General features: G+C 74.1%; 14 protein-coding genes and 1 riboswitch. Of the genes, 4 read left to right on the plus strand and 10 right to left on the minus strand.

The window, feature by feature from the left end; genetic code table 11:
- Window positions 1–29 precede the first annotated feature (29 nt).
- A complete protein-coding gene (locus tag ACIRQ9_RS00065) occupies window positions 30–1469 on the minus strand; it encodes a S8/S53 family peptidase (protein ID WP_404165487.1) in 1440 nt (479 codons plus the stop codon).
- A 154-nt stretch (window positions 1470–1623) separates the two neighbouring features.
- Here ACIRQ9_RS00065 and ACIRQ9_RS00070 point away from each other — a divergent pair, with 154 nt between their 5' ends.
- On the plus strand, window positions 1624–4188 hold the full coding sequence (locus ACIRQ9_RS00070; protein ID WP_404166373.1) for a CHAT domain-containing protein: 2565 nt from the start codon (window positions 1624–1626) through the stop codon (window positions 4186–4188).
- Between the two features lie 88 nt (window positions 4189–4276).
- Here the strand turns inward: ACIRQ9_RS00070 and ACIRQ9_RS00075 are convergent, their stop codons facing one another.
- Window positions 4277–6004, minus strand: a complete 1728-nt coding sequence (locus ACIRQ9_RS00075; RefSeq protein WP_404165489.1) for a LuxR C-terminal-related transcriptional regulator — start codon at window positions 6002–6004, stop codon at window positions 4277–4279.
- 94 nt (window positions 6005–6098) lie between these two features.
- Here ACIRQ9_RS00075 and ACIRQ9_RS00080 point away from each other — a divergent pair, with 94 nt between their 5' ends.
- Complete coding sequence (locus ACIRQ9_RS00080; protein ID WP_404165490.1) at window positions 6099–7178, plus strand: M12 family metallopeptidase; 1080 nt, start codon at window positions 6099–6101, stop codon at window positions 7176–7178.
- Between the two features lie 117 nt (window positions 7179–7295).
- Here the strand turns inward: ACIRQ9_RS00080 and ACIRQ9_RS00085 are convergent, their stop codons facing one another.
- From ACIRQ9_RS00085 to ACIRQ9_RS00120, 8 genes are all read right to left on the minus strand, one after another.
- Window positions 7296–8669, minus strand: coding sequence for an NtaA/DmoA family FMN-dependent monooxygenase (locus tag ACIRQ9_RS00085; protein WP_404165492.1), 1374 nt, complete (start codon window positions 8667–8669; stop codon window positions 7296–7298).
- A gap of 21 nt (window positions 8670–8690) precedes the next feature.
- Window positions 8691–9902, minus strand: coding sequence for an LLM class flavin-dependent oxidoreductase (locus ACIRQ9_RS00090; protein ID WP_404165494.1), 1212 nt, complete (start codon window positions 9900–9902; stop codon window positions 8691–8693).
- Window positions 9903–9971: 69 nt separating this feature from the next.
- Window positions 9972–10067, minus strand: a complete 96-nt coding sequence (locus ACIRQ9_RS00095) for a putative leader peptide (protein ID WP_351314250.1) — start codon at window positions 10065–10067, stop codon at window positions 9972–9974.
- 81 nt (window positions 10068–10148) lie between these two features.
- Window positions 10149–11174, minus strand: coding sequence for an ABC transporter substrate-binding protein (locus tag ACIRQ9_RS00100; RefSeq protein WP_404165495.1), 1026 nt, complete (start codon window positions 11172–11174; stop codon window positions 10149–10151).
- Window positions 11175–11231: 57 nt separating this feature from the next.
- Window positions 11232–12026, minus strand: coding sequence for an amino acid ABC transporter ATP-binding protein (locus ACIRQ9_RS00105; protein WP_404165497.1), 795 nt, complete (start codon window positions 12024–12026; stop codon window positions 11232–11234).
- On the minus strand, window positions 12023–13003 hold the full coding sequence (locus tag ACIRQ9_RS00110; RefSeq protein WP_404165499.1) for an amino acid ABC transporter permease: 981 nt from the start codon (window positions 13001–13003) through the stop codon (window positions 12023–12025). The genes ACIRQ9_RS00105 and ACIRQ9_RS00110 overlap by 4 nt, the downstream gene beginning before the upstream one ends.
- A 423-nt stretch (window positions 13004–13426) precedes the next feature.
- A riboswitch (SAM riboswitch) is annotated at window positions 13427–13538 on the minus strand.
- A 77-nt stretch (window positions 13539–13615) separates the two neighbouring features.
- Window positions 13616–14488: a glutathione S-transferase C-terminal domain-containing protein gene (locus ACIRQ9_RS00115; RefSeq protein WP_404165501.1), complete on the minus strand. Its 873-nt coding sequence runs from the start codon at window positions 14486–14488 to the stop codon at window positions 13616–13618.
- Between the two features lie 148 nt (window positions 14489–14636).
- Window positions 14637–14768, minus strand: coding sequence for a putative leader peptide (locus ACIRQ9_RS00120; protein WP_363017976.1), 132 nt, complete (start codon window positions 14766–14768; stop codon window positions 14637–14639).
- Window positions 14769–14929: 161 nt separating this feature from the next.
- Here ACIRQ9_RS00120 and ACIRQ9_RS00125 point away from each other — a divergent pair, with 161 nt between their 5' ends.
- The gene (locus tag ACIRQ9_RS00125; protein WP_404165503.1) at window positions 14930–15187 is read left to right on the plus strand and encodes a hypothetical protein; all 258 of its coding nucleotides are present in this window, start codon (window positions 14930–14932) and stop codon (window positions 15185–15187) included.
- Between the two features lie 141 nt (window positions 15188–15328).
- Entirely contained in the window at window positions 15329–16138 is an 810-nt protein-coding gene (locus ACIRQ9_RS00130; RefSeq protein WP_404165505.1) for a hypothetical protein, read from the plus strand.

Raw genomic sequence — 16138 nt, forward strand, 5'->3', positions numbered from 1 at the left:
GTACGCCGTGGAGGGGAGTGTTCCGGAACTCAGTGCGTGGGGGCCAGCGGGACGACCGGGACCGGCTGCCAGCTCGCCGGCCGGAGCGCCGGTACATGGGCCCCGCGCACCTCGGCGAAATCCGTGACGCCTGCCATGAGCCCGGTGCTCGCGGCGCGCGCGTCGGGCTCCTCGGCCGTGCTCATCCGCTCGGCGACGAGGCCGGCGGCGATGGGGGTGGCGAACGACGTTCCGCTCCACTGTGCGAACCCTTCGAACATCACTTGATCGGGTTTGCCGGGGCCGGTGGCCCCGGTGTCGGTCAACACGCCGGTGTGGCGCGGGTACTGGCAGGTGCAGGCGTAGCCGAAGCCGTACCGGCACGCCTCGTAGGTGGTGTGCTGGTAGACGTACGGCACCGGGGTGTCGAACCCGGCCAGGGCGCCGGTGAGGTGCTCGCCGGGGGCGTAGACCTTGACCCAGGTGCCGTGGTTGGTGAAGCAGGCGCCGTACTCGCCGTCGCTGCGCAGCGCGCCGACCGAGAGGACCGCGTTCTCGTAGCCGGGCAGTGCGGCGTAGGCGGCGGGCCAGAACGGGGTGGAGCTGCCGTTGTTGCCGGCGGCGGCCACCAGCAGGGTGCCGGGCCGGTCGCGCAGGGCCTGCATGAAGTTCTCGACGCCGAGCAGTCCGTCGGTGCTGCCGTTCGGCGTGCCGGCGGAGAGGCTGATGATGTCCGGCCAGCCGTGCCGGTCGACGGCCTCGAAGAGCTTGGCGCCGAACTCCGACTCCAGGATGGCGCCCGCGTCGTTGAGGGTGTTGGTGACCGTGATGTCGGTGTTGGGCGCCAGGGCCGCGACGAGTCCGGCGATGAACGTGCCGTGGCCGACGTACTGCTGGAGGATGCCGTCGGCGTCGGTCTCCGTCAGCTGCGGGTCGCCCTGGACGCGGGCCAGGAGCGGGTAGCCGCGGTAGTCGTGCACCAGACCGGTGTCGATCACCAGCACGCCGACGGCGGTGTCCGGGTCGTGGGCGCCGTCCACCGGCCCCGGGTTGGGGGTCTGGCTGAGCAGGGCGGGGACCGGCTCGGCGGGGTTGCAGGCGTTGACCGTGGTGGACACGACGTGGTTGCGGCTGACCAGGCGGCGCCCGGTGCGGACCTCCGCCTCCCGCAGCGCGCGCAGCGCGTGGCCGACCGCGTGGTCGCCGGTCCGGTCGCCGTGGCCCGGGTCGCCGACCCGGATACGGGTGACGCCGGTGCGGTTGGTCTCCGGGCCCGCCCGTCGCACCTGGTCGCCGGCCAGGCCCTCGGTGGCGGTGAAGTGGGCGCGCACGGTGTCCTCGACGGCGCGGGCCTCCTCGCCGTCGCGGGCGAGGACGACGCCCTTCTCGTAGAAGAACTCGGCGGAGTCGTCCGGCCCCATCGCCAGCGGGACGTCCGGCATCGAGCGCTGGATCTGATCGAACTGCTCGTGGAATCGCTGAGGTGCCATGGCCTGTCGTCCTCCCCCGGAAAAACGGCGTTCTTCAGTCAGAGTCTCGCGCCCGCCGTCTGATACAGCGCCAAACCAGTGGGGCATGTATGCCCAGGCCACTACCATCCGAGAGGTGACAGCGGGAAGCGAATCGGTGACGGAACTCCTGCCGATGGTGTTCGCCGCCCCCGGCGAGGCCCTGGCACGCGCGGAGCGGCTCCTCGGGTCCGATCCGTCGCCGCTGGACGCGTCCGTCGCCCACCAGGTCGTCGGCATCTGGCAGCGGGACTTCGGGGACCTCGGCGTCGCTCTCGAACACCTGCGGCGTGCCCGGGACTTCGCGGCGCGCGCGGACTCCGCCGAGCGGGAGGCGGACGTCCTCGCCACGCTCGGGGTCGCGTTGGTGCACGCGGGCCGCACCCGCCAGGGCCTGACCGCGTTCGAGCGCGGGGTGGCCCGGGGCAGCGGGCACACCCGGGCCCGGGTGCTGTACCGCAGGGCCTACGTCTGGTGGGTGCTGGGCCGGCACAAGGAGGCCCTGGAGGACGTGCGGCGGGCCATTCCGGTGCTGCGGCAGGCCGACGACGTCATCTGGACGGCCCGGGCGCTGACGCTGCGGGCCACGGTGCATCTGGCCCTCGGCGCGGTGGACCGGGCGGACGCCGACTTCACGGCGGCCGAGCGGCTCTGGGAGACGACGGGCCAGGAGCACGACAAGGCGGACGCGGTGGAGAGCCGGGGCCTGGCCGCGTTCCGGGCGGGCGACATCCCGGCGGCGCTGCGGCTGCTCGCCGAGGCCGAGGAGCGGTACGCCGAGCTGGGGACGCCGACGTTCATGCTGTGCATCCGGCGCTGCGAGGTGCTGATGGCGGCCGGCCTGGCGCCCGAGGCGCTGGCCGAGGCGGACACGGCCATCGCGGCGCTGGACCGGCTCGGCGGGCAGTCCACGCGCAAGGCCGAGCTGCTGCTGGCCGCCGCCCGGGCCGCGCGTTCGGCGGGCGACGCGCAGACGGCGATCGCCCGAGCCGCCGTCGCCGTACGGCTCTTCTCGGGGCAGCGGCGCGGCTGGTGGGAGACGCACGCCCGGCTGGTGCTGATCGAGGCCCGGGTGGCGGGCGGGGCCGTCTCCGGACGCCTGGTGCAGGACGCGGCGGCCGTCGCCGACCAGCTGGCGTCCTTCGGGGCGCCGGCCGCGCCGGAGGCGTCGCTGCTCGCGGGGCGGATCGCGCTGGCGCTGGGCTGGACGGCGGACGCCGAACGGCATCTGGCGGTGGCCGCGCGCAGCCGGCACGGCGGACCGCCGCTGGCCCGGATGACCGGCTGGGCGGCGCAGGCGCTGCGCGCCCGGGCCGCCGGTTCGCGGCGGGGCGTGCTGGAGGCCTGCCGGCGCGGTCTGGACGTCCTCGACGACCACCGGATGACGCTGGGCGCCTCGGAGTTGCGGGCCCGGGCCACCGCGCAGGGCGCGGAACTGGCCGCGCTGGCGCAGCAGGCGAGCCTGGCGCACGGCGGACCGCGTCGGCTCCTGGAGTGGAGCGAACGCTGGCGGGCCACCGTCCTGTCCACTCCCCCCACCCGGCCGCCCGCCGACCCGGCCCTGCTCACCTCGCTCACCGCGTTCCGTGAGATCGCCTCGCGCGCCGAGGACGCCCGCAGGCAGGGCCGTCCGGTGCCCGCCCTGGAGCGCGAACAGCGGCGTCTGGAACGGGAGATCCGCTCCCGTACCCATCACATCCACGGCGACGCGCCCGGCGGCGGCGACCGCTTCGACCCGGCCCGGCTGCTCGACCGGCTCGGCGACGGCCGGCTGGTCGAACTCGCCGTCCTGGACGGGCGGGTGCACGTCCTGCTGTGCGGTCAGGGCCGGGTGCGGCGCTTCGCGGGCGGCCCGCTGGCCGAGGCGGTCGCCGAGGCCGAGCACGTCCAGGCGGGGCTGCGGCGGCTCGCGCATCCGGGAGCGGAGGCGCGGCTCGCGGTGGTGGAGGCCGCCGGGCGGCGCCTGGAGGAACTGCTGCTGGGCGCGGCGGCGGACCAGCTCGGCTCGGGACCCGTCGTGATCGTCCCGCCGGGGGCGCTGCACCGGGTGCCGTGGGCCCTGCTGCCCTCGCTGCGGGAGCGGGTGCTGAGCGTGTCGCCGTCGGCGGGCAGCTGGCTGCGGGCCCGGGAGACCGAGCCCCCGCCGGGCGGCCGCCAGGTGCTGGTCCGCGGTCCGGGGCTGGCGACCGGGGGCGCGGAGGTGCCCGAGATGGCGGGCCAGTACGCGACGGCACGGATCCTCGACCACGACGAGGCCCGGGTGCCCGCCGTCCTGCGCGAGCTGGACGGGGCGGGGCTGGCGCACATCGCCGCGCACGGCACGTTCCGCGCCGACAGCCCGCTCTTCTCCTCGCTGCGCATGGCGGACGGCCCGCTGATCGTCCACGACTTCGAGCGCCTGGCCCGCAGCCCCTACCGGATCATCCTGTCCAGCTGCGACACCGCGCGTCTCGCCTCGGTCGGCGCCGACGAACTCCTCGGCCTGGTGACGGCGTTGCTGCCGCTGGGCACGGCGGGCGTGGTGGCGAGCAGCGCGCCGGTCAACGACGCGGCCGTGGTCCCGCTGATGCTGGCCCTGCACAAGGGGCTGGGCGCGGGCCTGTCGCTGGCGGAGGCGCTGCGGGACGCCAGGACCGCCCTGCCGGGCGACGCGGTGCACCAGGCGACGGGCTGGGCGTTCGCGGCCTTCGGGGCGGCCTGAGCACAGCGGGCCGACGGGCGTCGCCGGCGTCCTGTCCCGTGGTGGCCGGTCGCGCGGATCCCCGCGCCCCTTCGGGACGCGGGGCTGTTCACGCCGTCTTCCGCTCGGGCTCCTCCACCAGCCACGGCAGGGCCGCCCGGTCGCCGGCGCCGAGGCGGGTGTACGCGCCGTAGAGGTGGTTGCCCACCGTCCGCACGGACAGCGTCAGCCGCTCGGCGATCTGGCGGTTGCTCAGGCCGGCCGCGGCGAGGGCGACGATCTGCCGCTGCCGGGCGGTGAGTTCACCGAGGACCAGGCCGGACAGGGCCGGGGTGCGGGCACCCTGGCAGCGCCGGGCGAGGGCGACCGCGCGGGTGCGGGACAGACGGGCGGCCCGCGGGTCGCGGTGCGCGCGGGCCGCCTGGGCGTGGGCCTCCGCCGCGAACAGCAGCAGACCGCGTTCGGCCAGCGCCTCGGCGGCCCGGTCCAGGGCGGTCCCGTCCTCGTGCGCGAGGGCCTGCGCGTGCCGGGCCAGCACCCCGTCCAGCCGTCCGGCGGCGCCCGCCGCCTCCCCTCGCCGTACCGCGCCGTAGTGCGCGAGACCCCCGTCCCCGCGCACTACGGCAGCTTCTCCCGACTCGGCCGCGGCACGGGCGAGTTCGGCACGGCAGGAGGCGTCGCCCGGCGCCGTCCGCAGTCCCTCCCTCGCCCATGCCGCCGCCTCTCGCAGCTCCCCCCGAAGCCGCGAGTACCGGGCACGCACAGCTGCGTACCCGGCCGGAACGGGCAGGCCTCCCGCGGCCAGCCACTCCCCCACCGGGGCCGGCGCCTCCCGTACGTCCAATTGGTCGATCCGTTGGGCGAGTTCTTCCTGCTCGTCCTTCAGGGCCGGTTCGCACTGGCCGGCGGTGCGGGCCAGCCTGCGGGCCCGGAGCCGGCCCGCAAGGGCCCGCAGCGCGGGGCCGTGCAGCGGGTGGGCGAGGCGGACCGTGCCGCGGTCGTCGACCTGGATGAGGCCGTCCGTCTCCAGCCGTTCCAGGACGGCGAGGTCGAGGCCTTCGTCGAGGTGCGGCGGCAGCGGCTCGGCGAACGCGAGCCGTTCGAGGGTGGCGCGCTCGCCGGGGTCGGGGCGGTCCAGGAGCGGTGCGATCCGGTCCCGTACGGTCGCGGTGAGCGGCAGCGGCCCGCGCCAGGACCACTCGCCGGTGTCCGGGACCCGGTGCAGCGCACCGGACGCGCGCAGCGCGCCGAGCAGGTCCCGCAGCAGCCCCAGGTCGCCCCGGCACACCTGGTGCAGCCGGCGCACGGTGAGCGGCTCCAGGCCGCCGCCCGCCAGGAGCCGGGCCGTCTCGTCGTACGGCAGGGGCTGAAGGGCGAGGCGGGTGAGGAGTTCTCCGGTCCACAGCCGCGCGACCGCGCCGGGCAGGGGCGCCGGGCCGGTGGCGGCGACCACGAGCCGGGTGCGGCCGTGCACGGCGAGCTGGTGGACGAGCGCGGCGGAGGCCTCGTCCAGGAGGTGGGCGTCGTCGACGACGAGGAGCCGCACGCCGGCGAGCTGCCGGATCGCGCCGGGCAGCGAGAGTCCGCCGGGCAGCAGGTGCGCGAAGGCCGCGAAGGGCAGCGCGGAGGTCTCCGGGGTGCCGGTCACGCGCGCGCAGTCGGTGCCGCGCAGAGCCTCCGTGATCAGCCGGGTCTTGCCGCCGCCGGCCGGCCCGGTCACCAGGACGCCCTGCCGGCCGGCGCCCAGTGACCGCCTGACCAGCTCCAGTTCGTCCTCCCGGCCGGTGAAGGGCCAGGGCGGTCCGAGGGGTCCGGTGTCCTGTTCGTAGCTCGTCACACGAGTATGAGTCGCGTGGCTCAGCTCTGATACAGGGGGACTTGAGTAGCTTCCGACTCAGGCGGCCGGCCGGCGGGAGCGGCAGGCTGGGCGCATGACCCGACGCTACTGCTCGCCGCCGCGGCAGTCGGACCCGGCGTTCGCCCCGGGACTGGCCGCCGAGCGGCTCGGCGCGCTGATCGCCGGGCGGCGGATGTGGGTCAACGGCACCGTCCTGCACTACTGCTTCCTCGACGCCGACACCGACGCCTCGGTGATCCCGGTCCCCGGGACCGCGGAGACCCGCCGGGTGCCGTGGGCCGGTCCCGAGGAGCAGCGGGACGTGGTCCGCGAGTGTTTCCGGGAGTGGCAGGACCTCGGTGTCGGGGTGCGGTTCGCCGAGGTCCGCGACCGGTGCGAGGCCGAGCTGCGGATCGGCTTCCAGCGGGGCGACGGCTCCTGGTCGGCGGTCGGCCGGGACGCGCTCTCGGTGGGCGCGGGCGAACGCACCATGAACCTGGGCTGGGACCTGACCGAGCCCGGCGGTCGCTGGACCGCGCTGCACGAGATCGGGCACGCCCTCGGGATGCGGCACGAGCACCAGAGCCCGTTCGCCGGGGTCCACTGGGACGACGAGGCGGTGTACGCGGACCTCGCCGGGCCGCCGAACCACTGGAGCCGGGACCGGACGGACCGCGCCGTGCTGCGGAAGCTGGACCCGGCCGAGGCCAACGGCTCGGTGTGGGACCCGCATTCGGTGATGCAGTTCCCTTTCGGTCCGGGGCTGATCCTGGAGCCGGAGCAGTACCACAACGGTCTGTACCCGCCGGGTTCGCTGTCTTCGGCGGACAAGGAGTTCGTGCTCCGCTGGTATCCGCCCGCCGAGGCCCCGGCCGCGCTGGTGCCGTTCCGGTCGGCGCCGCTCGGCCTCGGGCCGGGCGGTCAGGCGGACTTCGCCGTGGAGCCGCCGGAGACCCGCGAGTACAGCGTGGGCACCTTCGGAGCGTGCGACTGCGTCGTCGTGGTCTTCGAGGAGCGGGACGGGGAACCGCGCTACCTCGCCGGGCACGACGACGGCGGCACGGCGCACAACGCTCTGATCAGGGTCCGGCTCGTCAGGGGCCGGCGGTATGTCGTCCGCGTACGTCTCCATTCCACGTGGGGGTCGGGGGAGACAGCGGTCATGTGCTGGTGACACCGGCACGGGACCGCGGCGCGGAGGTCGGACTCAGGGTCCGGCAGCAGGGGGGAAGCGGCCGCGGCACGTAGCCTTCGGGGGAGGGATACGTGCCGCGGCCTTGCCCGTGGCCGCTCAGGACGCCGCGCGCTGTCCGCGGGGCTCGTCCGGGTGGGCGAGGCCGAGGTGGTCGCGCAGGGTGGTGCCCTCGTACTCGGTGCGGAAGACGCCCCGCTCCTGGAGGAGGGGGACGACCGTGTCGGCGAAGGCGTCCAGGCCGCCCGGGGTGATGTGCGGGACCAGGATGAAGCCGTCGGCGACGTCGGCCTGCACGAAGTCGTCGATGGTGCGGGCGACGGTGGCCGGGGAGCCGACGAAGGTCTGCCGGTTGCCGGTGTTGATCACGAGGTCGCGGATGGACCACTTGTTGGCCTCGGCGAGCTCACGCCATTCGCGGGCGATGGCGACCGGGTCGCGGTACATCCGCACCTGGGCGCGGCCCCGTGAGATGTGCTCCTCGCTCACCAGCGGGTCGATGTCGGGCAGCGGCCCCTCCGGGTCGTACGACGACAGGTCCCGGTTCCAGACGAACTCCAGGTGCTTGAGGGCGGTCGCTCCGCTGACCTGGCGGCGCCGCACCTCGTGGGCGGCCTCCTCGGCCTCCTCGTCGGTGTCGCCGAGGACGAAGCTGGCGGCGGGCAGGATCAGCAGGTCCTCGGGGCGGCGGCCGTACGTGGCGAGGCGGGACTTGACGTCGGTGTAGAAGGCCTGGCCGGCGTCGAGGGTGGCGTAGCGGCTGAAGATGGCGTCGGCGGCGGCCGCGGCGAACTCGCGGCCCTCGTCGGACTCGCCGGCCTGGAAGATCACCGGGCGGCCCTGCGGGGAGCGCGGCACGTTGAACTGGCCGTGGATGTCGAACTGGGGGCCGCGGTGGGCGAAGGAACCGGCTCTGGCGTCGCTCAGGAAGGCGCCCGCGGCCTGGTCGGCGAGGATCTCGTCGCCGTGCCAGGAGTCGAAGAGCTCGTTCGCCGTGGCGAGGAACTCCTTGGCGCGGGAGTAGCGCTCCTCCTGCGGCAGGAAGCCGCCGCGCCGGAAGTTCTCGCCGGTGAAGGCGTCCCAGGAGGTGACCACGTTCCAGGCGGCCCGGCCGCCCGAGAGGTGGTCGAGGCTGGCGAACTGGCGGGCCACCTCGTAGGGCTCGTTGAAGGTGGAGTTGATGGTGCCGGTCAGCCCGAGGCGGTCGGTGACGGCGGCGAGCGCGGCCAGCACGGTGAAGGTGTCGGGTCGGCCGACCACGTCCAGGTCGTATATCTTGCCGCCCTGTTCGCGCAGCCGCAGGCCCTCGGCGAGGAACAGGAAGTCGAACTTGGCGCGTTCGGCGGTCTTCGCGAAGTGCGTGAAGGAGCTGAACTCGATGTGGCTGCCGGCGGCCGGGTCGCTCCACACGGTGGTGTTGTTGACGCCGGGGAAGTGCGCGGCCAGGTGGATCTGCTTCAGCGGCTTGCTCATGTCGGGTGCGGTCCTTCCGGCTCAGGCGGTGGCGGCGTAGCGGTTGGCGGGGCGGGCGAGCCCGAGCAGTCCGCGCAGGGTGTCCGCCTCGTAGGCGGTGCGGAACCGGCCGCGTCGCTGGAGTTCGGGGACCAGGTCCGCGGTGATGCGCGGCAGGTCGTGGCCGAGGACGGCGGGCCTGAGCCGGAAGCCGGTGAGACCTTCGGCGGCGAACTCCTCCAGAAGGTCGGCGAGTTCGGTCGCGGTTCCGGCGAAGACGGGCGCGTCGCTGGTGTGTTCGCCGCCGTCGAGCGCGTCGAGGCGTTCCCTGCGGGCGACGGCCGCGGCCCGGTCGTCGTCGAGGTGGACCTCCAGGTCGCCGAAGACGTGCACGGTGTCGGCCGCCCGTCCGGCGGCCTCCTGCCCGGCGCGGATCTCGGCGACGATCGCGCGGGCGTCCGCGGCGTCGGCGGGGGTGACGTAGCCGACGTCGGCCTGGCGTGCGATCAGCCGGTAGGGGATGCTCTGGTGGCCGAGGGCGGTGACCAGGGGCTGGCCCTGGGGCGGGCGCGGGGTGATGGAGGGCCCCTTGACGCTGAAGTGCCGGCCCTCGAAGTCGATGTAGTGCAGCTTGTCCCGGTCGATGAAGCGGCCGGTGGCGGTGTCCCTGATCTCGGCGTCGTCCTCCCAGCTGTCCCAGAGCCGGCGCACGGCCTCGACGTAGTCGGCCGCCTCCTCGAAGTGCTCGGCGAGCCGGGCCTGCCCGGCCGGTGACCGCAGCTGTGCGAGATCGACCGGCGGGAAGGTGCGGCGGCCGAAGTGGTCGGCCTCGTGCGGGCGGGCGGAGATCTGCACCCGCAGGCCGGCGCGGCCGGTGCTGACGTAGTCGAGGGTGGCGATCGCCTTGGAGATGTGGAACGGCTCGGTGTGGGTGGCGATCACGGTCGGCACCAGGCCGATGTGGCGGGACAGCGGTGCGATCCGGGACGCGATCAGCACGGCGTCCAGGCGGCCGCGGACCTGGTCGGTACGGCCGTCGGGCTCGCCGTACCGCGAGGACTGCAGGCCGAGACCGTCCTCGATGGTGACGAAGTCGAGCAGGCCGCGCTCGGCCTCGGCGACCAGGTCGGCCCAGTAGCCGGCGGTGAACAGCTCACGGGGGCGGGCCGCCGGGTCACGCCAGGACGCGGGGTGCCAGCCGGTGCCGTCCAGGGCGACGGCGAGGTGCAGGGGGGAAGCGGGAGATGAGGACACGGTGGTGCCTTCCTGAAGGTCCGTACGAGGGCGCGCCGGGGCGGACGGGGGCGCGGCGGGGACAACCGGTCAGGAACAACAGAGCGCGCCGGCCACGCGCGCCAGGTCGATGTGCGGCCGGGAGACCAGGACGGTACGGCGGCTGGGGCTGAGCACACGCGTCACGTCCCGCACCTCCCGGCCTGCTCCGCGGACATCTCGTCCCGACGGACAACAGCGTGGCCGCGGTGGTTGTTCCCGGGCCGGTCAGGAGTTGTCGAGCGGCAGACCGGGCGGGTTGACCTCGGACGTGGTGACGGCCTCGTCGGAGAGGTTGTAGGCCTTGAGCCACTGGGCGTACTGGCCGTTGTCGATCAGGTGGTTGATGGCGTCGGCGAGCGGCTTGGCGAGGCCGCTGCCCTTCTTGGCGGTGGCCGCGATCAGTCCCTGGAGGCGGGCGCCCGCGCCGGAGTAGGTACCGGCGGTGCGGGTGGCGTTGGGCGTGTTCGCGGTCTGTCTGTTGTGGTAGGCGATGCCGGGGTTGGGGCCGAGGTAGGCGTCGATCTTGCCACCGGCGAGGGCCAGGTAGACGCTGTTGCTGTCCTGGTAGTACTTGACCGTCAGCTTCTTGCCCTCCTTGGCCAGCTTGTCCTTCCACTCCAGGAGGATCTTCTCCTGGTTGGTGCCGGCGCTGACGGCGACGGTCCGGCCGGCGAGGTTCTGGTAGTTCCTGTCGAAGTTCCAGGTGCTCTTCTTCGGGACGGTGAAGGCGAGGTTGTCCTGCCGGTAGGAGGCGAACTCGTACTTCTTCTTGCGTTCCTCGGTGTCGGTGATGTTGGAGAGGGCCACGTCGACCTTGCCGCTGTCGATGCCGACGAACATGTTCTCCCAGGTGAAGTTCTTCACCTCGGGGGTGAGGCCGAACACCGCGGCGACCAGGCGGCCGAGGTCGGGTTCGGAGCCGGTGAGGGTCTTCTGGTCGGAGCCCACGTAGGCGAGCGGCGGGAATCCGGCGGGCAGGGCGCCCTCGCCGATGACGAGCTTGCCGCTCTTGCGCAGCGCGGCGGGCAGTTCGGCTCTGATGGACTCGACCTCGGACACCTTGACGGTCGTCGGCCGGGCGGCGCCGTTGGCGACCTGGCCGATGACGACCTCGCCGTTCCTGGCGCCGGCGGTCGTGGTGGCGGCGTCGCTGTCGCCCCCGCAGGCGGCGAGCCCGGTGGCGAGGGTCGCGACGGCGGTCGCCGTGGTGAGGCCGCGGATCAGGCCGCGTCGGGAGAGGAGGGTGGGCATGGCTGTCCTTCGGGTGCGAGCGAATTGCGGTGGGATGGTGGTGAAAGGGGGGCTGGTTCAGAGGACCTTGCGCAGGAAGTCACGGGTCCGTTCGTGCCGCGGTCGGTCGAGGACCTCGGCGGGTGGGCCCTGTTCGACGATCCTTCCGCCGTCGATGAAGACGATCCGGTCGGCGACCTCGCGGGCGAAGCCGATCTCGTGGGTGACGATCACGAGGGTGGTGCCGCCGGAGGCCAGGTCCTTGATGACCGCCAGGACCTCGCCGACCAGCTCGGGGTCGAGCGCGGAGGTCGGTTCGTCGAAGAGGATGATCCCGGGGCGCAGCGCGAGGGCGCGGGCGATGGCGACGCGCTGCTGCTGGCCGCCCGAGAGCTGGCGCGGATAGGCGCCGGCGCGTTCGCCGAGGCCGACCCGTTCCAGGAGTTCCCTGGCCAGGTGCCGGGCCTCCTGCCGGGTGAGCTTCCCGGTGGCGGCGGGCGCGGCGGCGACGTTGTCGAGCGCTGTCAGGTGCGGGAACAGGTTGAAGTTCTGGAAGACGAAGCCGATCCGGCTGCGCTGGGCCAGGATGGCGCGTTCGCTGAGTTCCTTGAGGCCGTCGCCGTGGCGCTTCACCCCGATCAGTTCGCCGCCGACGCTGACGTGGCCCGACTCGGGCTTCTCCAGATGGTTGACGACCCGCAGCAGCGTGGACTTGCCGGAGCCCGACGGGCCGAGGACGACGGTGACCTCGCCGGGGCGCACGGTCAGGTCGATGCCGTCGAGGACGCGGTGGGCGCCGTAGGACTTGTGGACGTCGTGGATCTCCAGGGCGGCCGGGGCGGCGTCGGTCGCGATGTCCGGGTGGGTGGTCATACGGCGGCCTCCCGGCGTATCCGTTCGCGCAGGCCGGCCGTGCCGGTGCGCAGTCTCTGCAGGGGGGTGGGCGGCAGCGTGCGGGTGGCGCCGCGGGCGAAGTACCGCTCGACGTAGTACTGGAGGACGGAGACGGCGCTGGTCAGGATCAGGTACCAGACGGTGGCGACGAGCAGCAGCGGCACGATGTCGCCGGGGTAGGTGCTGCCCATGGACTGCACCGAGCCGAAGAGGTCGAGCAGCGAGACGTAGAACACCAGGGACGTGCTCTTGATCAGGCCGATGAGCTGGTTGACGTAGTTGGGGACGATGGAGCGCAGGGCCTGCGGGAGGACGATCCGGGAGAACTGGTAGCCCTTCGGCAGGCCGAGCGCGGCGGCCGCCTCGTGCTGTCCCTGGTCGACGGAGAGGATGCCGCCGCGCACCACCTCGGACGCGTAGGCCGCCTCGTTGAGGCTGAGGCCGATCACGGCGATGGCCAGGTCGGTGGCGAGTCTCGACTCGTCGAAGGTGACGAAGGACGGGCCGAAGGGCACGCCCAGGCTGAGGGTCTGGTAGAGCGCGGAGAAGTTGTAGAGGAAGATCAGCAGCACGATCAGCGGGATCGAGCGGAACAGCCAGGTGTAGGTCCAGCTCACCGCCCGCAGCACCGGACTCCCCGAGAGCCGGGCGAGGGCCAGCACGACGCCGCCGAGCAGGCCCAGGACGGCGCTGAGCGCGGTGACTTCGAGGGTGACGACGAGCCCGTCGAGGATGGTGGGGCGCAGGAACCAGTAGCGGAAGCGGTCCCACTGGTAGAAGGGGTTGGTGGCGAGTCCGTGGGCGAACTGCGCGACGAGCACCAGGACGACGGCGGTGGCGATCCACCGGCCGGGCCTGCGCAGCGGCCGAACACGCTGACTGGCTGCGGATTTTGACGGGCTGTCGACGGGCGGTGACGCCTCGGCTACGGACAGGACGCCTGGGGGTTCACTCATGACGGGCTCCGGCGGAGTCGGACGTCCCGGACCGCGACGGCCGGGACCGCGGCACCGGACCGCGTCAGGAGACACGGCACGGGTACGCGGGGGCGCGCGGGACACGGGACGGGGCGGACGGCTGCGCACCGGGACGGCCGGTGCTTCGTCGGGGAGGCGGGGACGCGGGACCGCGTCGGCCGTGCCGCGGAAGCGGGCGCGGCCGCAGGTGCGGCGGAAAGGCCTGGTCAGGCCTGACAGCGGGCGCGGCCCGGTGCGGTGCACGCGCTACACAGCGCGCTGTTGACGCGGAGCAGGTCGACGGCGCGGTCGGCGACCAGCGGGCTCGGGCACGGCTGTACGCAGCCCGGGGCGCGGTCCTCGGCCGGCCTGGAGGCTGCGTACATGTCCCGTCACCTGTCGCTGTCGTGGCGGCCCCTGGGGGCCTCGCGCTTACCGAACGTCGTCATCCGGTCCGGTCGTCACCTGGGGCACCCCACCGCGGTGCGAGGGTTGCCGGTCAGCAAGCCAGGGCTCGATGCTGACGCTCTTGACCGATCTGTGCCGCAAGTAAGTCAGTTGCCCGAACGGATGTCAACGCCTGTCCGGCTGGTGAAACGGTTCGGGCCGCTCTCACCTGCGCGGAGCGCCCGACACGTCCGCCGCGTGCCCCGCCCAGTCCAGGATCTGGACGGCCGCGCCGGCGGCCTCCAGGCCCTGGCAACGGCCGTGGTGGCGGCGGGCGATGCCGTCGAGGTCGAGGTGGGCGCCGAAGGCGGGGTGCGCGGCCAGCCGGCGGGCGTAGGCCCACAGCGCGGGGTGGCCGGCGACGGCGTGCACGGCGGCGGCGTCCAGGTGGTTGCGGTGCACGGTGTCGAGTTGCACCAGGGCCACCCACAACTCGACGTCGGCGGCCGTGAGTCCCCCGCCGACCAGGAACTCGGCGCCGGTCAGGCGCCGCTCCAGTTCGTCCAGGGTGGCGAGCAGCACCTCCAGCGCCGCCGGGTCGCCGCCCTCCCGGCCCGCGTCCTGCGCCGCCTGCCCGATGCCCTCGGCGCACAGCCGCTCTGCCTCCTCGATCGCGGTCTCGGCACCGCGCGGGTACAGCCGGACCTCGCCGTCGCCGAAGTGGCGGTCCAGGTCCCGCAGGATGTCCCGGCCGTGGGTCGACACGATCCGGCCGGACCAGTCGTCGCTGAGCACGGGCGCGAGGGCCGGTCCGGAGTACCGGTGGGCGCTCGCCTCGTACAGCGGGCGCAGCGCGGTGTGGCCGCCGTCGGGGCCGTCCGGGACGGCGGCCAGGAAGGTGACCGGACACCAGTCGTCCAGGGCCAGGAGGCTGTGGCCGACGGCGATGCGGAGGCCGTCCGGACAGGCGGTGGCCAGGTGCAGCCGGTAGCGGCGGGGCACGGCGTAGTGCCCGCTGCGCGCGTCCCGGCCGATGCGGCCGCGGAAGACGGGGCCGGAGCGGGCCGAGGGCAGGGCGGCGAGCGGAGTGATGGACATGCGTCTCCCCGGGGTAGCGGCGCGCGGGCGTCCGCGCGGCGGAGGCGTGCGTCGGAGGGCGGGCGCCCGGCGGGCGCCAGGCAAGGGTGCGGCCGGTGGCGGGCGCTCGGTCCCGCGGCCGCCGTGGCGCGGTGGGCGGCGGCGGTTGTCAGCCGGTGCGGCTGATGGCGCTGCACACGCGCTGCAGGTCGATGTGCAGCCGCGAGGTGAGCAGCGGGACGGGGCAGGGCGTACGGCTCTCTCGGCGCTGTCTGCCGGTGACCGTGCGCAGCGGACCCATCCGTTCCCTACCTTTTCACTAGGATTCCCCTCTGGAGTGTCGATCGGCCTCCGCGTGCCGTCAAGGGGGCGTCCGCGCCTGGGACACCCGGTTTCGGTTTGCCGTCGCGCGCCGGCTGCGGTCCGCTGGAGACACGGGCCGAGCGACAGGAGCCGGATGCGATGAGCGAGCCCCCGGGTCCCGGGCCGGTGCCCGGAGCCGTGCCCGAGACCTTCGTGTTCGCCTGCGGGCGGTGCGGTGAGGTCTGGGAGGCCGTCTTCCAGGCGGTGTTCTTCACCGACCCGGTCGCCGACCCCGACCTGCAGAGCACCCAGGAGTACGTCGACGAGGCGGGCCGCGCGGTGCGGTCGCCGCTGGCCGACGCGGTGTGCCCGCGCTGCGGCGGCAGGCGGGTGCGGATCACGGCACCCGGATCGTGACGCTCACCCGGATGGCACGCGCGGGTGGTCGGCCGCGGTGCCGGATGGTGGCGTGGAGGGACGTACCGCCGTTGCCCGCGGAGTGACGCAGCACCGCTGCCCCCGCGGAGACGCACCCACCGTCCCGAGGAGGCAGTCGCGATGATCCGTCCGTTCCGACCCGTGCGTGTTCTCGCCCCGGCCGTGGTGGCGGGGGTCCTGCTCGCCACGGCGGCCTGTACGGACGACGGCGACGGCCCCGGGGCCGTCGCCGTCTCGCCGGCCGGCGAACGCTCCGCCGCGTCCCCGTCGGCGACCCCGGCCCTCACCGGTGCGGGCGCGCAGGCCGCCCTCATCACGCCGGCCGACATCGAGGACAACTGGGAGCTGGCCACCGGCGCGGCGAGCTGGCGCAACTCGATGCTGGTCGGCAAGGTCGACGTGGCCGCCTTCCTCACCGCCAAGGCGGACGCGGCCGACTGCCAGCGCCTGCTCGACGGGCTCTACTCCGACAGCCTCCTGGGCCGTGCCTCCGGCGCCTCCGGGCTGCGCGGGTTCACCTCCGAGGACTCCCGGATGCTGTACCAGGTCGGCGACTACGGCTCGGCGAACCTGGACTCCACGCTGGCCTGGCTGAAGTCCCTGCCCGCCAAGTGCGACCAGTTCACGGCCACCGGCAAGGACGGCGACAAGCGGACCGTGCAGGTCGTCTCCGCGAAGGTGCCGGCGTCCGGGGACGCGCGCGAGGCGGTGACGGTGACCGTCCAGGGCGACTCGGGCGGTCAGCCCGCCACCTACACCACCGACGTGGCGGTGCTGCGCATCGGCGCCTCCGGCGCGGCGGTCACCAACGGCGGCCTGTCCGGCGTCGACCACGACAGCACCGCGCTGGCCCTGCGCAGCGGCGCCCAGCGTCTCAAGGACGTCCTGTCCGGCAAGACCCCGGCACCGCTGCCGAGTCAGTTCGACTAG

Origin of the sequence: Streptomyces sp. NPDC101237 (genome assembly GCF_044767465.1) — a bacterium.
Taxonomy (GTDB): domain Bacteria; phylum Actinomycetota; class Actinomycetes; order Streptomycetales; family Streptomycetaceae; genus Streptomyces; species Streptomyces gramineus.